We start from the raw sequence: 22,012 nt of genomic DNA, 5'->3' as shown, positions 1-22,012 counted from the left end.
TCTTCCTCAATAATCTCTGGTTCGTCATGGCGGGCTCGTGCCGATGACGATTAAGGGAGATCAGGCCGGCTTCTCGCCGCCGTTCTCACCCTTGTCGAAAAATCCCTTGGACTGCATCGTCAGATGCACCTTGTTGGCGAACGACGCGTCATGCCCCGCAGCCAGCAGGCCGGCATTGTCGGCGACGGCCTGGCACAAGGCCTCCACCCACGCCCGGTCGCTCTTGGCGAAGTCCGACAGCACGTGGCTGTGCACGAGCTCCTTGACGCCGGGATGACCGATCCCGAGGCGCACCCGCCGATACTCGTTGCCGATATGCGCGGAGATCGAGCGCAGGCCGTTGTGGCCGGCGATCCCGCCGCCGATCTTGACCCGCACCTTGGCGGGCGGCAGTTCGAGCTCGTCCTGGAACACGGTGATGTCGGAGGGCGTGAGCTTGAAGAAGTTCGCCGCTTCCTGCACCGCGCGCCCGGACTCGTTCATGTAGGTGGCCGGCTTCAGCAGCACGACCTTCTCACGATCGACGACGCCCTCGGAGGTCTCGCCCTGAAAGCGACGGCGCCATGGTGCGAAACCATGACGCCGTGCAATCTCATCGACCACCAGGAAACCGATATTGTGCCGGTTGCTGGCGTATTTCGCGCCGGGATTACCGAGACCGACAAAAAGGCGCATGGCGCGGCATCCCGCGTCGGCGCGCCATCAGACGATCGCGCGCCGACCTGATCGATTACTTCTTCTTGTCGCCACCGGCGGGAGCCTTGGCACCCGCGGCCGGAGCCGCAGCACTCGCAGCCGGAGCCGCCGCGGCGGCCGGAGCCGCAGCACCCGCGGCCGGAGCAGCGCCACCGGCAGCAGCCGCAGCCGCGGCCTTCTGCTCTTCGGCGTAGCCGGACGGCGGCACGATGGTGACCAGGGTTGCGTCCTCGCGGGTCAGCGACTTCACGCCCGTGGGCAGCTTGACGTCGGAGAGATGCAGCGAGTAGCTGATCTCCAGCGCGCCGACGTCGGCCTCGATGTATTGCGGAATGTTGTCGACCGAGCACTCGAGATCGAGCGCGTGGGTGACGATGTTCACGGTGCCGCCGCGCTTGACGCCCGGCGAACTTTCACCGTTCACGATGTGAAGCGGCACGCTGACGCGGATGGTGGCGCCTTCGCCGAGCCGCATGAAGTCGACATGGAGCGGGAAGTCCTTCACCGGATCGAGGTGGTAGTCGCGCGGAATCACGCGATGCTTCTTGCCCTCGATATCGATGTCGAACAGCGTGGTGAGGAACCGGCCCGCCAGGATGCGCTGGCGCAGTTCACGATCGTCGACCGAGATGGTCACCGGGGGTTGGTTGTCTCCGTAGATCACTCCGGGAACTCTCCCGGCGCGACGCTCTGCCCGGGCGGCCCCCTTGCCGCTCTTCGGACGCGCGGTCGCCTTCAATTCCTTGACGGTCGCCATAGCGTTAAGTCCTTGTATTTAAAAAGTTAAAGGCCGCAGCGCGGCCCATGCTCAGGTCCACAGCAAGCCTCCAGGGGTGCGGGGGCCGCGGACGTGGCGGGCTTTTAGCCCCAAAGGGCCGAAATGACAAGGAAATGAAGGGATTTTTCTTGGGTTACCGAGGGAGGATCGTAGCCCGGATGGAGCGAAGCGCAATCCGGGGCCGGCCCCGCGGAGGCAGAGGTCTCGGATTTCGCTTCGCTCCATCCGGGGTACATGCCGTTTCAGCCCGCCGAGCCGCCGAGCTTGGCCTCCAGCGCCGCGATCCGGGCCTTCAGCGTCTCGTTCTCCTCGCGCGCCAGGCGGGCCATGTCCTTGACCGCGTCGAATTCCTCGCGCTTGACCACGTCGAGGTCGCGCAGGATACGTTCCGCCTGGTTGCGCATGACCGTGTCGACCTCGCGCTTGACGCCCTGGGCGGCGCCCGCGGCATCGTTCATCAGACGGCCGATCTCATCGAAAAACCGGTTGCTGGTCTGGGTCATCTCGCAAAACTCTCCGCGTTCACTGGCCTCGCGCCAAAGACAATGGCGATCTCAGCCATCCGGTTCAAGTCCGCCGCGAATGGCAGGCCTCCCGAGGCTTGCCTTGTCATGCTCCGGTTTCCTTGCAATCGTATGAACTCACAACAGAAATCGCACACATAACGCGAGCAGAAACGCCATGATCGAAGAGACCGTCGAGATCCCGACCAAGGACGGCAAGACCACCACCTTCATCACCCATCCCGAGCGCGGCGGCCCCTTCCCGGTCGTCATCTTCTACATGGACGCGCCTGGTATCCGCGAGGAGCTGCGCGACATGGCGCGCCGGCTCGGCACGTCAGGCTATTATGTGATGCTGCCCAATATGTATTACCGCGCCGGCGTGATGGAGCTCGGCCCGATCAATCCCGATCCGGAATCGCCCGAGCGCAAGCGCATGTTCGAGCTGATGCACTCGCTCAACATCCCGCTGGTCATGGAAGACACCAAGGGCCTGCTCGCCTATGCCGAGACGCAGAAGGCCGCGAACACCAGCATCATCGGCACCGTCGGCTATTGCATGAGCGGCCGCTACGCGGTGAACGCGGCGACGCATTTCGGCGATCGCGTCAAGGCCGCCGCCTCGGTCTACGGCACGCATCTGGCGACCGACCAGCCCGACAGTCCGCATCTTGCCGCGCAAAAGACAAAGGCCGAACTCTATTTCGCCTGCGCCGAGACCGATATCTACGCGCCACAGGACATCATCGAGCAGGTGAAGGCCGGCATGAAGGGATCGAACAACGAGGTGGAGATCTATCCCGGCACGCATCACGGCTTTGCGTTCCCCAAGCGCCCGGTCTATGACCGCGACGCCGCCGAACGCCACTGGGAGCGGCTGCTGGCGCTTTACCGCCGCAACCTCGTGAGCTGAGCCTCAAGACGCACGATGCCGTTCCTGCTGATCGACTTTCCGGTATTCAATCCCGTCGCGCTCTCGCTCGGGCCGATCGTGATCCGCTGGTATGCGCTGGCCTACATCGTCGGCATCGTGCTGGGCTGGATCTACGCCCGCTCGCTGATCAAGAAGGAGCGGCTGTGGGGCGGCCCGGCGCCGATCACGCTGCCGCAGCTCGACGATTTCATCCTCTGGGTCACCATCGGCATCATCGTCGGCGGCCGCACCGGCTATGTGCTGTTCTACAATTTGCCCTTCTTCATCGCGCATCCGGCCGAAATCCTGGAATTGTGGAAGGGCGGCATGTCGTTCCACGGCGGCTTCCTCGGCTGCGTCGCGGCGGTGATGCTGTTTGCCCGCCGCAACGACATCCCGATCCTGTCGCTCGGCGACATCACCACCGCGGTCGCGCCGATCGGGCTGTTCCTCGGCCGGCTCGCCAATTTCATCAACAGCGAATTGTGGGGCCGTCACGCCGACCCGGGCCTGCCCTGGGCCATGATCTTTCCCAATGGCGGGCCGCTGCCGCGGCATCCGAGCCAGCTCTACGAGGCCGGGCTTGAAGGCATCGTGCTGTTTGCGGCGCTGGCCGTCATGATCCGGATGGGGGCGGCTCAAGCGTCCCGGCCTGATCCTCGGCAGCTTCATTGCGATCTACGGCGTTGCCCGAATCATCGGCGAGCACTTCAGGGAGCCCGACCCGCAGCTCGGCTTCCTGTGGGGCGGATTAACCATGGGCATGCTGCTGTCGGTGCCAATGATCATCGTTGGCGTTATCCTCATCACGGCCGCCGTCCGCCGCAGGGCGGGCGGTCCGGCGCCGAGTTCAACCTGAACAAGTTCAATCCAAGGCAAGTGCACTCCAAGGAAGGCCGTGAGCGAACCCTCCCCGCTGCTGGATGAGATCAGGAAGCTGATCAAGCTGTCCGGGCCGATGCCGGTCTGGCGCTACATGGAATTGTGCCTGATGCATCCGCGGTACGGCTACTATTTGTCGCGCGATCCGCTCGGCCGCGAGGGCGACTTCACCACGTCGCCCGAGGTCAGCCAGATGTTCGGCGAACTGCTTGGGCTGTGGAGCGCCTCGATCTGGCGCGCGATCGGCTCGCCTGAGACGCTCCGCCTGATCGAGCTCGGCCCCGGCCGCGGCACCATGATGGCGGACGCGCTGCGCGCGCTTCGCGTGCTGCCGCCGCTCTACCAGTCGCTCAGCATCCACCTCGTCGAGGTCAATCCGGTGCTGCGCGAGAAGCAGTACGCGACACTGACGGGCGTGCGCGATATCACCTGGCACGACAGCATCGACGACGTGCCCGAGGGACCGGCGGTGATCCTCGCCAACGAATATTTCGACGTGCTGCCGATCCACCAGATGGTCCGGCGCGAAACCGGCTGGCATGAGCGCACGGTCGGGATGGATGCCAACGGCAACCTGTATTTCGCTCCCGCCCCCGAGCCGACACCGCATTTCGAGGTGCTGCTGCCGCCGCTGGTGCGCGCCGCCCCGCTCGGCGCGGTGTTCGAATGGCGGCCCGACAACGAGATCATGAAGCTGGCTACGCGGCTGCGCGACCAGGACGGCGCCGCGCTGATCATCGATTACGGCCATCTGCGCAGCGACGCCGGCGACACCTTCCAGGCGATCGCGCGCCACAGCTTCGCCGACCCGCTGAAGAACCCGGGACAGGCCGACGTGACCGCGCATGTCGATTTCCAGGCCCTGGCGCGGGCCGCCGAGGATGTCGGCGCGCGCGTCCACGGACCTGCGACGCAGGGCGACTTCCTCAAGCGCCTCGGCGTCGAGGCCCGCGCCGCCGGGCTGATGGCGAAAGCAAGCCCCGAAGTCTCCGCCGACATTGCCGGCGCGCTGAAGCGGCTGACCGATTCCGGGCGCGGCGGGATGGGCTCGATGTTCAAGGTCATGGCCATCTCCGACCCGCGCCTCACCTCGATCGCCGGATTGAGCGATCAGCCTGACGAGACCGAACAATGACATTGGGATCACCGCTGCTGTCGGCCATTCCGGGCCTGCGCCATGCCTTCTTCTCGCGCGAGGGCGGCGTGTCGGAGGGCATCTATGCCGCGCTGAATGGCGGGCTCGGCTCGCGCGACGATCCGGCCAAGGTCGCGGAGAACCGGCGGCGGATGGCGGCGCAGCTCGGCGTGCCGCTCGATCACCTCGTCAGCGTGCATCAGGTTCACTCGCCTGACGTCGTGGTCGTGACCGGTCCATGGAATGGCGCCGTGCGCCCGAAGGCGGACGCGCTCGTCACGCGCACCGAGGGCCTTGCGATATCGGTCACGACGGCCGACTGCGGCCCGATCCTGTTCGTCGATCCCAATGCGCGGGTGATCGGCGCGGCGCATGCCGGCTGGAAGGGCGCGCTGACCGGGGTGCTGGAATCGACCATCGACGCGATGGAGAAGCTCGGCGCCGAGCGCGGCGGCATCGTCGCCGCCATCGGCCCACTGATCCGCAAGGAGTCCTACGAGGTCGGCAACGAATTCATCGAACGCTTCATCGAGGCCGATGCTGAGAACGGCATGTTCTTCATGCCCGCCGAACGCGACGGACACGCGATGTTCGATCTTGCCGGCTTCATCCGCATGCGACTGGAAAATGCCGGCGTGCTGATGATCGACGATCTCGGCATCGACACCTATTCCGACGAGCGCTGCTTCAGCTACCGCCGCTCCGTGCATCGCAAGGAAGCCGATTACGGCCGCCTCGTTCACGCCATCGCGCTGGAAAGCTGACGCCGGGCGTCCTCCTCATTTTTGTGCGACAAGCGTCTTGACTCTCCACCTGCTGGAGACCGGACAAGCGGCGCATGACACAACGCACCTACAGCATCGGCGAGGCGGCGCGGCTCAGCGGAATTTCCGTCCGCAAGCTCCGCTTCTATTCGGACCAGGGGTTGCTGCCGCCGGCCGGCCGCACCGCGAGCGGCTATCGCGTCTTCACCGACGACGAACTGGTTCGCCTCGACCTGATCCGCTGCCTGCGCGATGCGGGGCTCGGTCTCGACGCCATCCGCGAGGTCCTGACCAAGGAGCTCTCGCTGGTCGAGGCGCTGCAGCTTCGCCTCGAGACGCTGGAAGCGGAGATCGCGGCGCAGCGCCGCGTCGCCTCGGCCCTGCGGGCTGCGTTGCGTTCACCGCAACTCACCGAAGCAGACTTGAGGAGATTCCTGACCATGACGCAGCTGTCCCGCACCGAGCGCAGCAACGTCGTCGAGCGCTTCTTCGAGAAAGTGTCCGACGGCATCAACATCGACCGGAAATGGATCCGGCAGATGATCGAGACCAGCGTGCCCGAATTGCCCGACGAGCCGACGCCCGAGCAGTGCGATGCCTGGATCGAGCTTTCGGCGATGCTCAACGACCCTTCCCTCGTCGCCAACATCCGCGCCAACGCGGAGGACGTCTGGAATCATCACGTGCTGGATCTCGCCGCCTGGCAAGCGGCCAACGAAACCGTACTGGCGAGTGCCAAGAAGATTATCGCGCGCGACCTCGGCCCGACGTCGGAGGCCGCCCAGGCGCTGGCGCGCGACTGGCTGGAAACATCGGCGCGATTGCTGAAACGAAAACCTGATCTGGAATTCCGCAACTGGATTCGCGGCAAATATGCCCTGCACGACGCCCGCGCGGCGCGCTATTGGGAGCTCGTCGCCATCATGCGCGGGCAATCGCCGGACGCGAGCCCGAACCGCGAATGGGCCTGGATCACCGCAGCCATGCGGCACCATCTCTCTGACTGAGCAGGGAAATCCGAAACCTCGCGGCGCGCCGCCCGGATCGGTTAAGTGCTGTGGCCGTCCTGCCCTAGACGTTAAGCCGTTTTAACGATATCGCAGGACGCAATGAGGGAAGCGTCGAACCGCCAGTTTCAAACTGGGACAGCCGCGCGCGCCGCGATCGCAGGCACGTGGCTCGCGATCGCGTGCGCGCTTGGCGGCTGCGCGGCCGGCGGCAACGTGGCCGACTCCTACGCCATGGCCACGCCGGCAAGCAGCGGCGCAACGGTTGCGTTCGAATCGATCGACGGCCCGCCGCCCCAGGTGTTCGACCGCATGGTCGGCGTGCTCGACAGCGAGTCCAAGCTGCGCAGCCTGTCGATCGTGTCGCGCCAGGGCGCTGCCGCCTATCGCGTGCGCAGCTATCTGTCGGCGCAGGTGGTGCGCGGCCGCACCATGATCTCGTGGGTGTGGGACGTCTACGACAGCAACCAGCAACGCGCGCTGCGGCTCTCCGGCGAGGAGCCCGCCGGCAAGGCCGGCCGCGACGCCTGGGCCGCCGCCGACGACCTGGTGCTGCGCAAGATCGCCCAGGCCGGCTTCAGCGGCCTCTCCAGCATGCTCAATGGCGGCCCGGCGGACAGCCCCGCACCCGCCCCGGCACCGGACCTCCGCGGGCCCACGGTGGCAAGCGCCCCGGCCCCCGCCGCGCCCGAGACCGTGGCGCTCGGCTATTCCGCCGACTAAACCCCGTTATCTCCCGGGGAAATGGGTTTTTTGCCCAGGAAAAACGGCGGCCAAGGCCGGCTAATGGGTTGCCATCGGAGGCGCCTGCCTGATATTCCCTCGCGCACCGAAAACCCGCCGGTTCTGTAAGGACTTGAGATGCTGAACGTCGTATCCAGCAAGGCGCGGGGGGAAGCATCGATGTCGGCAAAGAACGGATCAATCAAACTCGTCGCCGGCAACTCCAATCCTGCGCTGGCGCAGGACATCGCCAAGGGACTTGGCATCGAACTGACCAAGGCCGTGGTCCGGCGCTTCGCCGACATGGAGATCTTCGTCGAGATCCAGGAGAACGTCCGCGGCTCGGACATGTTCATCCTGCAGTCGACGTCGTTTCCGGCCAACGACAATCTGATGGAACTGCTGATCATCACCGACGCGCTGCGCCGTTCCTCGGCGCGCCGCATCACCGCGGTGGTGCCCTATTTCGGCTACGCCAGGCAGGATCGCAGGTCCGGCTCGCGTACGCCGATCTCGGCCAAGCTCGTCGCCAACCTGATCTCGCACGCCGGCGTCGACCGCGTCATGACGCTCGACCTGCATGCCGGCCAGATCCAGGGCTTCTTCGACATCCCGACCGACAACCTGTTCGCGGCGCCCCTGATGGTGCGCGACATCAAGGAGAAGTTCGACCTCGCCAAGGTGATGGTGGTGTCGCCCGACGTCGGCGGCGTGGCGCGTGCCCGCGGCCTCGCCAAGCGCATCAACACCCCGCTCGCCATCGTCGACAAGCGCCGCGAGCGCCCGGGTGAGTCCGAGGTGATGAACGTGATCGGCGACGTCGCCGGCTACAATTGCATCCTGGTCGACGACATCGTCGATTCCGGCGGCACGCTGGTGAATGCGGCCGAAGCGCTGATCGCGCACGGCGCCAAGGAGGTCTCGGCCTACATCACCCACGGCGTGCTGTCCGGCGGCGCCGCCGCGCGCATCGCCTCGTCGCGGCTGAAGGAACTGGTCATCACCGACTCGATCCTGCCGACCGAGGCCGTCAACAAGGCGCCGAACATCCGCCAGATCTCGATCGCCGGCCTGATCGCCGAAGCGATCGGTCGCACCGCGGCGGAAGAGTCGGTCTCGAGCCTGTTCGATTAGATCGATATTTGCTGTCGTCCCTGCGGAAGCAGGGACCCATAACCACAGCCGCTGTTGTTGCGAAGGCTGTGGCTCCAGCGTTGTAAATCAATTCGCATTGGTGGTTATGGGTCCGGCTCAAGGCCGGGACGACACCGAGTATGTGGCGCCAGACGCGTTAGAACCCCGGCCGCGGCACGTGGCTCATCAGCGTCCGCGCATAGCCGCCATCGACGATGATTTCCTCACCGTTGACGTAAGACGAGCGATCGCTGGCCAGGAACAGGGTCGCGTCCGCCATGTCCTGCGGTGCGCCGATCCGGCGCATCGGCACCACGGCGGTGCGCCGTTCGGTGACCCCGGGCGTGTCGTAGAAGGCCTGGCTCATCGGCGTCACGACAAGGCCGGGGCTCACCACATTGCTGCGGATGCCATGCGGCCCCCATTCCGCTGCGAGTTGCTGCGAGAGCATCACGACGCCGGCCTTGCTGACGCTGTAGGCGCCGCTCTGCCCCTGCGCATTGCTGGCGGCGATCGAGGCGACGTGGATAAGGCTGCCGCGTCCGGCCTTGCGCATCTGGCGGCCGAACGCCTGCGCGCAGATGAAATAGCCGGTGAGATTGACCGCCAGCACCGCATTCCATTCCGCGAGCGCGAGCGTATCGAGCCCGCCCGGGCGCAGCACCGCCGCGGTGTTGACGAGGATGTCGCAAGCGCCAAACGTGCGCGCGACGGCGTCGGCGACAGCGGCGACATTGTCCTCGCTGGTCGTATCGCAGCTCGCGACGAGATGACCGTCACCGAACTCGCGAAGCGTTGCCTTGGTCTCCGCAAGGGAGCGCTCGTCGCGATCGAGCGCGGCAACCCTGGCACCGGCCCGCGCGAAACTGACCGCGGTGGCGCGGCCGATACCGCCGCCTCCGCCGGTGACGACGGCAACGCGGCCCGACAGGCCGAGCCAGTCAGAGGAATGTTGTTCGGTCATGGGCGCCTCCCGCGCGTTTTGGTTTTATGCCGCAAGCATAACCGAACGCGCCGCAGGCGAGAGCGATCCCGGCACGCATGCCGGAATCGCTTTTCCGCCGATGCTAGCCGGGGATTCCCGCCGCGACCTGGCCGCGCAGCCGCTCGAGGCTGAGCAGCGTGTTGGCGCAGGCTTCCGCGACCTCGATCCCCTTGATCACGAAGTGCTTGCGGAAGAACTCGTAATGCACCTCGGTCTCGTGGAATTGCTGCGGCGTCAGCACCGCCGAGAACACCGGCACCTCGGTGCGCAACTGCACATCCATCAGCGCCTTGATCACGGTATCGGCGACGAATTCGTGGCGGTAGATGCCGCCATCGACCACGAGCCCGGCCGCGACGATCGCGGTGTAGCGGCGGGTCTTCGCCAGCAGCTGCGCGTGCAGCGGGATCTCGAACGAGCCCGGCACCTCGAACACGTCGACATTGGTGATGTGACGCGCCTCGATCTCCTTCAGGAAGGAGATGCGGCATTCTTCCACCACGTCGCGATGCCAGGACGACTGCACGAAGGCAACGCGCTGCGGCTTTGCGAAGTGCGGATGCTCCGGCGTCGGCGGATTTGCCGGCGTATCGGGAGCACTTTCTGCCTGGGAGGTTTGGACTTGAGAAGCTTGAACGTCTTGGTCTTGCAACATCTGATTCATGGCTTTCCTCTTTCAGGACCAGAATCAGGGCACACGGACAACGACACGAGCCCACGCGAAAATCGCGTTGGCCGCCGCAACCGTTCTCTTTCATCCGGACTGTAACCGTCGGCTTCGGAATTGCACCGAATCTGCTGACCCTTCCCCCGGCTTCGCGGAGGAAGGCGCTCGCGGGCTTGGGCTCATCACCCTTACCGCCGGTGGGGATTTTCACCCCGCCCTGAGAACTCGGCACGCCCGGGATGGACGTGCCTGAGGCGAAATATGACCAAAGCGCGACAGCCGGGCAAGGCCTTTGGCATGGGGAAACGGCATGTCCCCATGAGCGCGTTGCGGCTCTGCGAGGTTGATGTGAGGGCCCGACCACTGATTCACAGGCGCGGCGAAGCGCCGGCAAATGGTTAACAAAGCGTTACGCGAACGCTTAGATTCCGATTTGTTCTCAAAATCACAGATGTGGCGGAGATCAGCTGTGGACGATGCGCGCTTTGGCTGTGGACGGACTCGGCGTGCGGTTGCGCGGATTCCGCAAATCACATCACTTCATCGGCGTCAGGTCCAGGGGCATCCGGAAGCCCGCATCAGGAACTGCACTCGGCCACGACGCAGTATGTCGCAAGTGCCGGCTTCCGTGTGCGTATCAAGCGATCATAAGAACAAGGTCCGAGACGGCATGTCCCTCCTCGAAAGCATTATCGATTCCCGGAACAACCCGCTTGCGGTGGTCGAAGATATCGCCACCGACAACAACTGGGCGTTCGAGCGTTCCGGCGAAGACGAGGTGACGATCGTCTCCAAGGGAGACTGGATCGATTATCAGCTCTCGTTCACCTGGATGGGCGAGATCGAGGCGCTGCATCTCGCCTGCGCCTTCGACATGAAGATGCCGCAGGCGCGCCGCGCCGAGGTGCAGCGGCTGGTCGCCGCGATCAACGAACAATTGTGGGTCGGCCATTTCGATCTGTGGACCCACACCGGCATGGTGATGCACCGTCAGGCGCTGGTGCTGCCCGGCGGTCTCACCGCCTCCACCGCGCAGTGCGAGGCCATGGTGGTCAACGCGATCCACGCCTGCGAGCGCTACTATCCGGCATTCCAGTTCGTGGTGTGGGCCGGCAAGTCGACCGCCGAGGCGATGGCCGCGGCGATGTTCGACACCGAGGGCGAGGCGTAACGGTTTCGCTCCAGCAATCCACACCCTCAGTGTCCGTCCCTGCCTAGTGCGCAATTGCGCACGGGAGCAGGGACCCATACTCCGTGACCGCGGGGCTCACGCAAACTGCTTGTGGCTGGCGTCACGCTTCACTAGAACCGCCTGTGGTTATGGGTCCCGGCTCAAGGCCGGGACGACACCGGGTTTGTGGAGACGCCTGTGAACACGAGCAGCGCACTTAAGAACACCACCGGCACCATCGCGCTTGCGGGCGCGGGCAAGATGGGCGGCGCCATGCTGACCGGCTGGCTCGCGCAGGGCCTCGCGCCCGAGCGTGTCGCGGTGATCGATCCGCATCTCTCGCCGGAGATCTCCGCGCTTGCCGCAAAGGGCGTGCGGCTCAATCCGCAGGCGAAGGATCTCGGCACGGTCGACACGCTTGTCGTCGCGGTGAAGCCGCAATCATTCCGCGACGCCGGTGCGGCGCTGAAATCCTTCGTCGGTCCCTCGACACTCGTCGTCTCGATCATGGCCGGCACGACCATGTCAGCGCTGGAAGAGGTTGTCGGCGGCGCGGTGGTGCGCGCGATGCCGAACACGCCGGCAGCGATCGGCCGCGGCATCACCGTTGCCGTACCGTCGAAGCGCGTCACCGCCGCGCAACGCGCGATGACCGATGCGCTGCTGAAAGCGACCGGGCTCGTCGAATGGGTCGACGATGAGAGCCTGATGGACGCGGTGACCGCGGTGTCCGGCTCGGGCCCCGCCTATGTGTTCCTGCTCGCCGAGGAGCTCGCGCGTGCCGGCGTTGCGGCCGGCCTGCCCGAGCAGCTTGCGACCACGCTGGCGCGGGCGACCGTCGCGGGCTCCGGCGAATTGCTGCATCGCTCGGATCTGCCATCCGCGACCCTACGGCAGAACGTCACCTCGCCCGGCGGCACCACCGCTGCCGCGCTCGAGGTGCTGATGGCCAATGACGGCATGCAGCCACTGATGACCCGCGCGATTGCCGCCGCGACAAGGCGCTCAAGGGAATTGGCGAAGTAGTCTTTCGCCGACCCATATTCGTTCCCCGTCACCCTGAGGCGCGAGCGGAGCGAGCCTCGAAGGGTGCACGGCCCGCGGCCCATCCTTCGAGGCGCGCAAGGGCGCGCACCTCAGGATGACGTCTGAACAAGTGGATTAGTGCGCGCCGGCAACTCGATTAATGCGCCTAGCCCGACGCTCCCGCCAGCCGCTTGTTAAAACTCTCGACATTGATCAGGCCGCGGGCGTGGCGGCCTTCGCCGAGCTTGCGCGTGCCCTCGAAGGCCTCGACCTCGAAGCGGATCACGCGGCGCTCGACCGCGACCACCTTCGCGGTGGTCCGCACGGTGGCGCCGACCAGCGCAGCGGCGAGATGGCGGACATCGACCTCGGTGCCGACCGTGACCCAGCCGGGCCGCAGCGCGGCGCGGATGGCATCGCCCGACGCCATCTCCATCTCGAGGATCATCATCGGCGTCGCATAGACCATCGGCATGCCCGCCACGAAATGCCCGACGGTGCGCTCCGGCGGCACCACGAGCATGCGCTCGGCGCTCATGCCGACCTTGATGAAGTCGCGTGCGTCCATGTGGCCTCAAAAAGACTGTCGTCCCGGCCTTGAGCCGGGACCCATAACCACCAAAGCTGGTTTGTGCGAACGCTGGAGCCCCAGCGAACGCAACAACGGGCATCGGTGGTTATGGGTCCCTGCTTTCGCAGGGACGACAGAGGTGAATTACTTCTTCGCCGCAGCCGCGCGCTCGACGAACGACTTGCCGCCCTTCATCTTGTGATGCAGCGGCGCTTCGTTGATCTGGATCACGACCGCGTCGGCATCGACGCCGAGATTCTTCACCAGCGCCTGGGTGATGTCGCGCATCATGCCGAGCTTCTGCTCGTCGGTGCGGCCGGCGGCCATGCTCACGGTGATCTCAGGCATTGTTGCTCTCCCTCTTGTTGTCGCCATGGCCGGGCTCCTCCCGGCCATTCACGTCGCCGCGCATCAAACAAGAGGTGGATGCCCGGCACAAGGCCGGGCATGACGTCACAAGCGAATGGCTATCCCCACGCTACGTCATGCCGCGCCAGGACCTCGCGGACCCTGGCGACCAGATCGGCTTCCGTGCAGGAGAACTGCGCCGGACGCGTTTCACGCCATTCCTGGTTGGAGGCGATCGCAGCCGCGGCCTTGGCGCCCTCGATCAAATCCTTGATTTGCACCTCGCCGCGCGCCTTCTCGTCGGAGCCCTGGATGATCACGCAGGGCGAATTACGGCGATCGGCATATTTGAGCTGGTTGCCCATGTTCTTCGGATTGCCGAGATAGAGCTCGGCGCGGATGCCGGCCTGGCGCAGCTGCGCGACCATCTTCTGGTAGTCGGCGACACGATCGCGGTCGAACACGGTGACGACGACAGGCCCGAACTCGGCCTGCGTATCGAGCTGGCCGAGCATCGTCAGCGCGGCCTGCAGGCGCGACACCCCGATCGAGAAGCCGGTTGCCGGCACCGGCTCGCCGCGGAAGCGCGAGACGAGGCCATCGTAGCGGCCGCCGCCACCGACCGAGCCGAACCGCACCGGGCGGCCTTTCTCGTCCTTGGTATCGAGCAGCAGCTCAACCTCGTAGACCGGGCCGGTGTAATATTCGAGGCCGCGAACAACGGTGGGATCGATGCGGATGCGATCCGCGCCATAGCCGGACGCCGCGACCAGCTTGGCGATCTCTTCGAGCTCACTCACGCCGGCCTGACCAACTTCGCTCTTCGCCAGATAGGTCTCGGCCGCAGCAATCGCCTCTCGCCAATCGTCGCGCTTTTCGGTGACGGCCAGAACGACATGGGCATCAGCCTCACTGAGGTCGGCGCCCTTGGTAAAGTCGCCCTTGCCTTCTTCGCCGCCATCCCATCGTCCGGGACCAAGCAGCTTGCGAACTTCATCGGCGGGAAATTTGTCCAGCTTGTCGATCGCGCGCAGCACGGTGAGGCGACGGCCCGCATTCTCCTCACCGCCGAGGCCGATCGCCTCGAGCACACCGTCGAGCACCTTGCGGTTGTTCACCTTCACGACATAGGAGCCGCGCGGAATGCCGAGCGCCTCCATCGTGTCGGCTGCCATCATGCAGATCTCGGCGTCGGCTGCCGGCGTCGCCGAGCCGACGGTGTCGGCGTCGAACTGCATGAACTGGCGGAAGCGGCCGGGACCGGGCTTCTCGTTGCGGAAGACGTAGCCGAACCGATACGACCGATACGGCTTCGGCAGCGCGTCGAAGTTTTCCGCGACATAGCGCGCGAGCGGCGCGGTCAGGTCGTACCGCAGCGATATCCACTGCTCGTCATCGTCCTGGAACGAGAACACGCCCTCGTTGGGCCGGTCCTGGTCGGGCAGGAACTTGCCGAGCGCGTCGGTGTATTCCATCGCCGGCGTCTCCACCGGCTCGAAGCCGTAGAGCTCGTAGACGGCGCGGATCTTCTCGACCATCGCCCGCGTGGCATTGATCGCGGCCGGGCCGCGATCTTCCAGCCCGCGCGGCAGGCGCGCCTTCAGTTTCTGGGGTTTTTTGGGTTTCTCGGCCATGAGCGGCCGTTTACCAGCCGGCGCGCAAGGCGGCAACCGGTGCCGCTACGCTGTCATTCCGGGGCGCGTCGAACGACGCGAACCCGGAATCTCGAGATTCCGGGTTCGATGCTGCGCCTCGCCCCGGAATGACGTTGCGTCCGTCACTGGACGTTCCTGATCCAGTTATGCGGGTCGTTGGTGCGACCGTACTGGATGTCGACCAGCTTCTTGCGCAGGCCCATGGCGACCGGGCCGGCCACGCCGCCGCTGATCTGGAAATCGCCGCTTGCCGAGCACACCTTGCCGATCGGCGAGATGACGGCCGCGGTGCCGCAGGCGAACGCCTCTTTCAGCTTGCCGCTGGCGGCGTCAGCGCGCCATTGCTGGATCGTGTAGGGCTCCTCGCGCACGCGCGTGCCGGCATCCTTGGCAAGCGCGATGATGGAGTCGCGGGTGATGCCGGGCAGGATGGTGCCGAGCGGCGGCGTCAGCAGCGAGCCGTCGTCGAACGCGAAGAACACGTTCATGCCGCCGAGCTCCTCGATGTAGCGGCGCTCGACCGCATCGAGGAACACGACCTGGTCGCAGCCCCGTTCGATCGCCTCGGCCTGTGCGCGCAAGCTTGCTGCGTAGTTACCGCCGCACTTGACGGCGCCGGTGCCGCCGATCGCGGCGCGCGTGTAATTCTCCGACACCCAGATCGACACCGGCGCCGGGCCGCCCTTGAAATAGGAGCCGACCGGCGAGGCGATGACCGAGAAGATGTATTCGGCCGAGGGCTTCACGCCGAGGAAGATCTCGCTCGCGATCATGAAGGGCCGCAGATAGAGACTGCCCTCGCCGCCCGGGATCCAGGCGCGATCGATCCGCACCAGCTGCTCGACCGCATCGATGAACAGATCCTCGGGCAGCGGCGCCATCGCCATGCGCTCGGCCGAATCATGGAAGCGGCGGGCATTGGCGTCGGGGCGAAACAGGTTCACGCCGCCATCGTCGCGCCTGTAGGCCTTGAGGCCTTCGAAAATTTCCTGGGCGTAGTGCAGCACCGCGCCGGCCGGATCGAGCGGAAAATTCGCCCGGGCCTCGACGCGGGCGCTGTGCCAGCCCTTGCCCTGGCTGTAGCGGACGATCGCCATGTGATCGGTGAAGACCCGGCCGAAGCCCGGGTCCACAAGCTTCGCCGCCCGATCCTTGTCGGACGTTGCATGCGGCGAAGGCTGGATGTCGAATTTCAAAGTCATTTTTCTTGCTTTCCGCTGTCGGAACCGGCGCGATACCCGGCGCCGGCCTGTTTCCCCCGGAGCCATCAGGCTCGGCTGGCCCGAACTTCACCACCGCCGGCCGCGCCGCCGGCTTCCATCGCCAACATGCCGTTTAGACATGCTTTTGCGGAATGCTGAAGTCCAGTATGTTTGCCGAAATGCCGCTCGACAATCGCACGGTAGTCCAATTTGCGGCCCAAACCGCCTCACAGGCTCGTTCAGGCCGCCTTAAACGCTGTCGAGGACAAAACGACCTAATGTTTCGTCGTGACAGGCAGTTTTGTAACATTGAACCCAAGATACGTCAATATGACTGACATAAATTTCTCAGGGGCTGCCAAGCCCGATTCGCAGGGAGACGACCACGCTCCTGCGGCGGGGGCGCGCGACCTGCGCTGGGACATCATCGAGCTGTTGTTCTTCGCCTACCGCGACTTCGTCGGCGACGCCGACCAGGAGCTGGAGGCGTTCGGCTTCGGCCGCGCCCACCACCGCGTCATCCACTTCGTTACCCGCTATCCGGGGCTGAAGGTCGCCGACCTGCTCGACGTCCTGCGCATCACCAAGCAGTCGCTCGGGCGCGTGCTCAAGCAGCTCTTGGACGAGGGCTACATCGTGCAGAAGACCGGCAACAACGACCGCCGGCAGCGCCTGCTCTACGCCACCCCGAAGGGCGAGGCGCTGGTCGCCAAGCTCGCCGGGCTGCAGACCGACCGCATCAACCGCGCGGTCGCCGGCATCGATCCGGCCGGCGTCGAGACGGTTCGCCAATTCCTCCGCGCGATGATCGACCGCGACGATCCCGACAAGGTGCTCGAAGCGATCTTCGGCGGCGGCAAAAAAACGAGGGAGTGAGCTGGTGCAGGCTGCAACCATGATGCGCGCGCCGGTCGAGCCGGCCGACGACGCGCCGCATCTTCTGTTGGTCGACGACGACCGCCGCATTCGCGACCTGCTGTCGCGCTTTCTTTCCGGCGAGGGCTATCGCGTCACGACGGCGATGAGCGCCACCGACGCACGCGCCAAGTTGCTCGGGCTGCATTTCGACCTGCTGATCCTCGACGTGATGATGCCCGGCGAGAACGGCTTCGACCTCGCCCGCTTCATCCGCAGCTCCTCGACGGTGCCGATCATCATGCTGACTGCCCGCCACGAGGCGGAAGCCCGCATCGAGGGACTGCAGATCGGCGCCGACGATTATGTCGCCAAGCCGTTCGAGCCGCGCGAGCTGGTGCTCCGGATCGGCAATATCCTCAAGCGCACCGCGCCGCCGCAGGTCGCAGTCGTCGAGCAGATCGCGTTCGGCCCCTACATTTTCCACATCGAGCGCAGCGAACTGCGTCAGGGCGAGGAGATCATCCATCTCACCGATCGCGAGCGCGAGATGCTGCGCATCCTCGCCAGCGCGCCCGGCGAGACCGTGCCGCGGGCCGAGCTGACCTCCGGCGGCACCGTCAACGAACGCGCGGTCGACGTGCAGATCAACCGCCTGCGCCGCAAGATCGAGCACGATCCCGCCAATCCGCTGTTCCTGCAGGCGGTGCGCGGCATCGGCTATCGCCTGGTGGCCTCGCCCTGAAGCGCGATGAGACCGGGATGAATCGTCATCGCGCTTCAGATCCTTGTTTGAGCATGATCTTGCCGGAAAACCGCTGCGCAGTTTTCCGGATCATGCCGTAGAGCATCCGCATGAGCACGCTCGACTCCGGCCTGACCCTGATCAAGAACGCCTCGCAGCGCGTCTCGAAGGCGAACGGCTGGATGGGCAATGCGTTCAAGAGCTGGATGCCGACCGGCCTCTATGCCCGCGCGCTGCTGATCATGATCGTGCCGATGGTGATCCTGCAGACCGTGGTGGCGTTCGTGTTCATGGAGCGGCACTGGAACACGGTGACGCGGCGGCTGTCGGCCGCGGTGGTGTCCGATATCGCCGCGCTGATCGACGTCTACAAGAGCTACCCGCAGGACAAGGACCGCGCGCAGCTTCGCCGCATCGCCCAGAAACTGCAGCTGGTGGTCGACTTCCTGCCCGCCGGCGACATGCCGCCGCCGGGGCCGAAGCCGTTCTTCTCGCTGCTCGACCAGACGCTTTCGGTGCAGCTCGGCCGCCAGATCAGCCGTCCGTTCTGGATCGACACCGTCGGCAAATCCAATTTGGTCGAGATCCGCGTGCAGCTCGACGATTCGGTGATGCGGATCTTCGCCCAGCGCAGCGCGGCCTACGCCTCCAATTCGGAGATCTTCATCTTCTGGATGCTCGGCACCTCGACGATCCTCTTGATCGTCGCCGTGCTGTTCCTGCGCAACCAGATCAAGCCGATCCTACGGCTGGCGGACGCCGCCGAAAGTTTCGGCAAGGGCCGCGAGGCGCCGAACTTCCGGCCGCGCGGTGCGCGCGAGGTGCGGCGCGCGGCGCAGGCCTTCATCGAGATGAAGGCGCGCGTCGAACGTTCGATCGAGCAGCGCACCGCGATGCTCGCCGGCGTATCGCACGATCTGCGCACCATCCTGACCCGGTTCAAGCTCGAGCTTGCCCTGATCGGCGAAGGCCCCGAGATCGACGCGATGCGCAAGGACGTCGACGAGATGTCGATGATGCTGGAGGACTATCTTGCCTTCGCGCGCGGCGATTCCGGCGAGGTCGCGCAGCCGACCGATATGGCGTTGGCGCTGGAGGAACTGCGCAGCGACGCCGAACGCCACGGCCACACCGCAACCGTTGCGTTCCACGGCCTGCCCGTCGTCACGGTGAAGCCGGCCTCGTTCAAGCGCTGTCTCGCCAACCTCGTCTCCAACGCGGCGCGCCACGCCAACACGATCTCGATCACCGGCCATCGCGACCATCGCTATCTCAACGTCACGGTCGACGACGACGGGCCGGGCATCCCCGCCGACATGCGCGAGGAAGTGTTCAAGCCGTTCCTGCGGCTCGACGATGCCCGCAATCAGGACGAAGGCGGCACCGGGCTCGGACTTGCGATCGCCCGCGACATCGCCCGCTCGCATGGCGGCGACATCATGCTCAGCGAAAGCCCGATGGGCGGCCTGCGCGCCGTCGTGCGGGTGCCGGTGTAACATAGCGTTTTCGAGCGAAGTGGACGCCGGTTCGCGTGAAGACAACGCGTCCAAACAACAAATTCGAACTACCAGCGGTAGGACAAGGTGCCGATGACCTGCCGCCGTTCGCCGGCATAGCAGTAGCCGGACTGGCAGGTCTGGTAGTGCGTGTCGAACAGATTGGTCGCGTTCAGGCGCGCGGTGGCACCGAGGAAGCGCCGGTCCAGCTTGCCCAGATCGTAATCGATCACCGCATCGAACAGCGTCGTCGCTGCGTTCTGGAACGTGTTCTGGTCGTTGCCGAAGTTCGTGCCGATATAACGCACGCCGAGACCAAGCCCGAGCCCTTCGACGGGCACGCCGGACTGGAACGTGTACTTGCCGAAGGCGGCGAAGGAATTCCTCGGAATGCCGGAGAGCTCATTGCCGGTCGTATCGGGATTGCCTTGCGTGATCACGACGTTGAGATGGGTGTAGGCGGCGGTGAGATCAAATCCCTGCTTGAGCGCCAGCTTCGCCTCGAGCTCCACGCCCTTGGATTCGACCTGCCCGGTGGCTGCCTGGAACGCCATGTCGTTCGGATCGGTGCGCAGCACGTTGTCCTGCGTGATGTCGAACACCGCGGCGGTCAACAGCACCGGAAGGTTCGGCATCTGGTACTTGATGCCCACTTCCTTCTGCTCGCCGGTGGTCGGCCTGAACGGCAATCCGGATGCATCGACGCCGACCTGCGGGGCGAATGCCGTCGCATAGCTGACATAGGGCGCAATGCCGTTGTCGAAGACATAACTAAGCCCCGCACGGCCCGTGAAAGCGGTGGCCTTCTGCGTTGACGGCACGCCGTCCAGACCAGCGGTCGTCGTCTGCGACACCCAGCTCTGACGGCCGTTGAGCGTCAGAATGAAGCCTCCAAGCTTGGCCTGCTCCTGCGCATAGACACCGACCTCGTCGGTCGACTGCTTGTTGAAGATCGAGAATGCCGGCGTCGCGATCGCCTGGGCGCCGTAATTCATGGTCAGGAGATTAAGATCGGGCGCCGGCCCGTAACCGATCTTGTCATTGTAGTAGGAGTGACCGTAGTCGACGCCGAACAGCGCCGTGTTCCTGATCGCGCCAAGCATGAACTTGGCCTCGGCCTGATTGTCGAGCGTGACCGTGTTGAAGCTGTCCAGGATCCGCCAGGCCGACCGCGACGCGAGATTGGTGCTGCTGTCGATCGAATCGATCTGTGTGTATTTCGCGTCGACGTCGACCTGGTAGAAGCGGAAGTTCTGCCGCACCGCCCACACGTCGTCGACATTGTGCTCGAACGCGTAGCCGATGCGATACTGCTTCTGATCCATTGCGCTGAACGCCGGATCATTCGAATAGATGTTGGTCAACTGTCCGTCAGGCGTACGGAAATTGCCGATGCTGGCGGCGGTTCGGCTCTTTTGATATTCGCTGAGGATGGTGAAGGACGTATCGGCGTCCGGCCGCCAGGTCAGCGCAGGCGCGATATAGGCGCGATCGTCGTCGTTGCCGGGGTACCAGGTCTTCGCGTCGCGCAGCAAACCGGTCAGCCGGTAGTACAGTTGATCGCTGCCGGGCACCGGACCACCGACATCGAAACTGCCCTGGTAACGGTCGTAGGTGCCGCCTTGCAGCTGCACCTCACCGAATGCCGTCAGCGGCGGCCGCTTGGTCGTGACATCCACGATGCCTCCCGGAGAGCCGAGGCCATAGAGGCCCGAGGCCGGTCCGCGGAGGATCGACACGCTGTCGAGACCGTAAGGTTCGATCTTGGGAATGGCGAAGTTGCCGCCGCCCTGACGCAGGCCGTCGCGATAGATCCCCGTATAGGTCGCATCGAAGCCACGGATGTAGAAACTATCGAACCTTGGATCATAGCCGAACGCCGTGGTCGTCACGCCCGGCGTGTAGCTGACGGCGTCCTTGAGCGTCTGAACGTTGCGATCCCGGAGCTCCTTTTGCGTGACGACCGATAGCGACTGCGGCGTTTCGATCAGCGCTGTGCTGGTCTTGGTCCCGGCGGTGCTGGCGGTCGCGACGTAACCCGTCGTCGTACCGATCGCGCCACCTGTGCCTTGCGACCGCGGAGCCTGACTCTGGGCGGGCGCCGCGGCATTGCGGCGCCGGTTCGCCGCGACCGCGCGCGAAGCCCTGGTATTCTGGCTTGAAACGACGGCACCGCGCTTCTTTGCGGCGGCAGGTTCATCCACCGTCACTGCGGGAAGTTCGCTGACATTGTTCTGCGGAGGACTGGTCTGCGCCTGAGCGCAGGCGACGTCTGAGCCCATTGGCACAAGCATGACCGAACCGAGCAGCGCTGCATTGATCGCAGCCGTTGATCCGAGCAAGCCGCGCTTGCACCGCAACGAAGCCATTCCCACCGAACAAATCCCCACATTGCCTTACGCTGACATCGATCGAGCCGCGTTCGCGACAAGGCCGGCATCGATTGGGGCGGACTACTATCGGCGGGATGAACGAAATTCCACACGCGCAAAATAGAATCCATTGAAACGCACACGATGCGAAACACTGGAACGATTCAAGTTGCGCAACACTGGAAGGGTTCAAAACGACATGTTGGTGGATCACGCTTCCGACACGACGAACGCGATGCGCGTCGTCGCTCGCAGAGAGTCTCGAACGCGAGGCACTCGGTGATCATTCAATGATGTTGCATCCCGTCGACGTCATCGCGCTCCAAGGAGCGCACGAATGCGGTGATCCGTCATCCCCGCGCAAAGGCTATCGCATTTCGTGGC

Annotated in this window: 21 protein-coding genes, 1 pseudogene and 1 riboswitch; of the genes and pseudogenes, 12 read left to right on the top strand and 10 right to left on the bottom strand. The window is 65.0% G+C overall.

The genetic code is table 11. From position 1 onward, the window contains the following. Positions 1-60: 60 nt before the first annotated feature. The 3 genes from pth to ACVWYP_RS12165 all read right to left on the bottom strand — a co-directional run bounded on the left by pth (position 61) and on the right by ACVWYP_RS12165 (position 1,977). Entirely contained in the window at positions 61-675 is a 615-nt protein-coding gene (pth, locus tag ACVWYP_RS12175) for an aminoacyl-tRNA hydrolase (protein WP_304498801.1), read from the bottom strand. Between the two features lie 55 nt (positions 676-730). After that, positions 731-1,453: a 50S ribosomal protein L25/general stress protein Ctc gene (locus ACVWYP_RS12170; RefSeq protein WP_304498800.1), complete on the bottom strand. Its 723-nt coding sequence runs from the start codon at positions 1,451-1,453 to the stop codon at positions 731-733. Positions 1,454-1,716: 263 nt separating this feature from the next. Then, complete coding sequence (locus tag ACVWYP_RS12165; RefSeq protein WP_028344323.1) at positions 1,717-1,977, bottom strand: accessory factor UbiK family protein; 261 nt, start codon at positions 1,975-1,977, stop codon at positions 1,717-1,719. A gap of 178 nt (positions 1,978-2,155) precedes the next feature. On the opposite strand from ACVWYP_RS12165, the gene ACVWYP_RS12160 reads away from it, so the two are divergent. The 7 genes and pseudogenes from ACVWYP_RS12160 (at position 2,156) to ACVWYP_RS12130 (ending at position 8,535) form a co-directional block, all read left to right on the top strand. Beyond that, complete coding sequence (locus ACVWYP_RS12160; protein ID WP_304498799.1) at positions 2,156-2,890, top strand: dienelactone hydrolase family protein; 735 nt, start codon at positions 2,156-2,158, stop codon at positions 2,888-2,890. A gap of 15 nt (positions 2,891-2,905) precedes the next feature. Beyond that, a pseudogene (gene lgt, locus ACVWYP_RS12155) lies at positions 2,906-3,749 on the top strand (prolipoprotein diacylglyceryl transferase). 99 nt (positions 3,750-3,848) lie between these two features. Then, a complete protein-coding gene (locus ACVWYP_RS12150) occupies positions 3,849-4,907 on the top strand; it encodes a class I SAM-dependent methyltransferase (protein ID WP_304500223.1) in 1,059 nt (352 codons plus the stop codon). Then, positions 4,904-5,671 (top strand): peptidoglycan editing factor PgeF, encoded by a 768-nt coding sequence (gene pgeF / locus ACVWYP_RS12145; protein WP_304498797.1) that lies wholly within the window; start codon positions 4,904-4,906, stop codon positions 5,669-5,671. Before ACVWYP_RS12150 ends, pgeF begins: the two co-directional genes overlap by 4 nt. A 74-nt stretch (positions 5,672-5,745) precedes the next feature. Then, positions 5,746-6,678, top strand: coding sequence for a MerR family transcriptional regulator (locus ACVWYP_RS12140; protein WP_304498796.1), 933 nt, complete (start codon positions 5,746-5,748; stop codon positions 6,676-6,678). A 102-nt stretch (positions 6,679-6,780) separates the two neighbouring features. Then, positions 6,781-7,401, top strand: coding sequence for a hypothetical protein (locus tag ACVWYP_RS12135; RefSeq protein ID WP_212061819.1), 621 nt, complete (start codon positions 6,781-6,783; stop codon positions 7,399-7,401). A 180-nt stretch (positions 7,402-7,581) separates the two neighbouring features. Continuing rightward, positions 7,582-8,535 (top strand): ribose-phosphate pyrophosphokinase, encoded by a 954-nt coding sequence (locus tag ACVWYP_RS12130; protein WP_028344316.1) that lies wholly within the window; start codon positions 7,582-7,584, stop codon positions 8,533-8,535. Between the two features lie 157 nt (positions 8,536-8,692). On the opposite strand, the gene ACVWYP_RS12125 is transcribed toward ACVWYP_RS12130, so the two are convergent. Next, positions 8,693-9,499, bottom strand: a complete 807-nt coding sequence (locus ACVWYP_RS12125; protein ID WP_304498795.1) for an SDR family NAD(P)-dependent oxidoreductase — start codon at positions 9,497-9,499, stop codon at positions 8,693-8,695. A gap of 103 nt (positions 9,500-9,602) precedes the next feature. Beyond that, positions 9,603-10,184 (bottom strand): 6,7-dimethyl-8-ribityllumazine synthase, encoded by a 582-nt coding sequence (locus ACVWYP_RS12120; protein ID WP_304498794.1) that lies wholly within the window; start codon positions 10,182-10,184, stop codon positions 9,603-9,605. A gap of 78 nt (positions 10,185-10,262) precedes the next feature. After that, positions 10,263-10,416, bottom strand: a riboswitch (FMN riboswitch). Positions 10,417-10,857: 441 nt separating this feature from the next. On the opposite strand from ACVWYP_RS12120, the gene ACVWYP_RS12115 reads away from it, so the two are divergent. Both ACVWYP_RS12115 and proC read left to right on the top strand, forming a co-directional pair. Next, complete coding sequence (locus tag ACVWYP_RS12115; RefSeq protein ID WP_016844492.1) at positions 10,858-11,358, top strand: type III secretion system chaperone family protein; 501 nt, start codon at positions 10,858-10,860, stop codon at positions 11,356-11,358. Positions 11,359-11,619: 261 nt separating this feature from the next. Beyond that, positions 11,620-12,384 (top strand): pyrroline-5-carboxylate reductase, encoded by a 765-nt coding sequence (gene proC / locus ACVWYP_RS12110; RefSeq protein WP_304500222.1) that lies wholly within the window; start codon positions 11,620-11,622, stop codon positions 12,382-12,384. A 166-nt stretch (positions 12,385-12,550) separates the two neighbouring features. On the opposite strand, the gene ACVWYP_RS12105 is transcribed toward proC, so the two are convergent. From ACVWYP_RS12105 to ACVWYP_RS12090, 4 genes are all read right to left on the bottom strand, one after another. After that, a complete protein-coding gene (locus ACVWYP_RS12105) occupies positions 12,551-12,952 on the bottom strand; it encodes a thioesterase family protein (protein ID WP_304498793.1) in 402 nt (133 codons plus the stop codon). 147 nt (positions 12,953-13,099) lie between these two features. Further along, complete coding sequence (locus ACVWYP_RS12100; protein WP_018269806.1) at positions 13,100-13,303, bottom strand: tautomerase family protein; 204 nt, start codon at positions 13,301-13,303, stop codon at positions 13,100-13,102. 119 nt (positions 13,304-13,422) lie between these two features. After that, a complete protein-coding gene (gene hisS / locus ACVWYP_RS12095) occupies positions 13,423-14,937 on the bottom strand; it encodes a histidine--tRNA ligase (protein WP_304498792.1) in 1,515 nt (504 codons plus the stop codon). 143 nt (positions 14,938-15,080) lie between these two features. Beyond that, positions 15,081-16,160, bottom strand: coding sequence for a branched-chain amino acid aminotransferase (locus tag ACVWYP_RS12090; protein WP_304498791.1), 1,080 nt, complete (start codon positions 16,158-16,160; stop codon positions 15,081-15,083). A gap of 330 nt (positions 16,161-16,490) precedes the next feature. On the opposite strand from ACVWYP_RS12090, the gene ACVWYP_RS12085 reads away from it, so the two are divergent. From ACVWYP_RS12085 to ACVWYP_RS12075, 3 genes are all read left to right on the top strand, one after another. After that, positions 16,491-17,036: a MarR family winged helix-turn-helix transcriptional regulator gene (locus tag ACVWYP_RS12085; RefSeq protein WP_304498790.1), complete on the top strand. Its 546-nt coding sequence runs from the start codon at positions 16,491-16,493 to the stop codon at positions 17,034-17,036. 19 nt (positions 17,037-17,055) lie between these two features. After that, positions 17,056-17,760 (top strand): response regulator, encoded by a 705-nt coding sequence (locus tag ACVWYP_RS12080; protein WP_038377300.1) that lies wholly within the window; start codon positions 17,056-17,058, stop codon positions 17,758-17,760. Positions 17,761-17,870: 110 nt separating this feature from the next. After that, a complete protein-coding gene (locus ACVWYP_RS12075) occupies positions 17,871-19,256 on the top strand; it encodes an ATP-binding protein (RefSeq protein WP_016844484.1) in 1,386 nt (461 codons plus the stop codon). Positions 19,257-19,324: 68 nt separating this feature from the next. Here ACVWYP_RS12075 and ACVWYP_RS12070 read toward each other — a convergent pair whose 3' ends face one another. Beyond that, positions 19,325-21,538 carry a TonB-dependent siderophore receptor gene (locus ACVWYP_RS12070; protein ID WP_304498789.1) on the bottom strand — a complete coding sequence of 738 codons (2,214 nt, stop codon included), beginning with the start codon at positions 21,536-21,538 and terminating at the stop codon, positions 19,325-19,327. Positions 21,539-22,012: the final 474 nt, after the last annotated feature.

Source organism: Bradyrhizobium sp. USDA 3262 (assembly GCF_054060035.1).
This window is presented reverse-complemented; position numbering and strand designations above follow the sequence as displayed.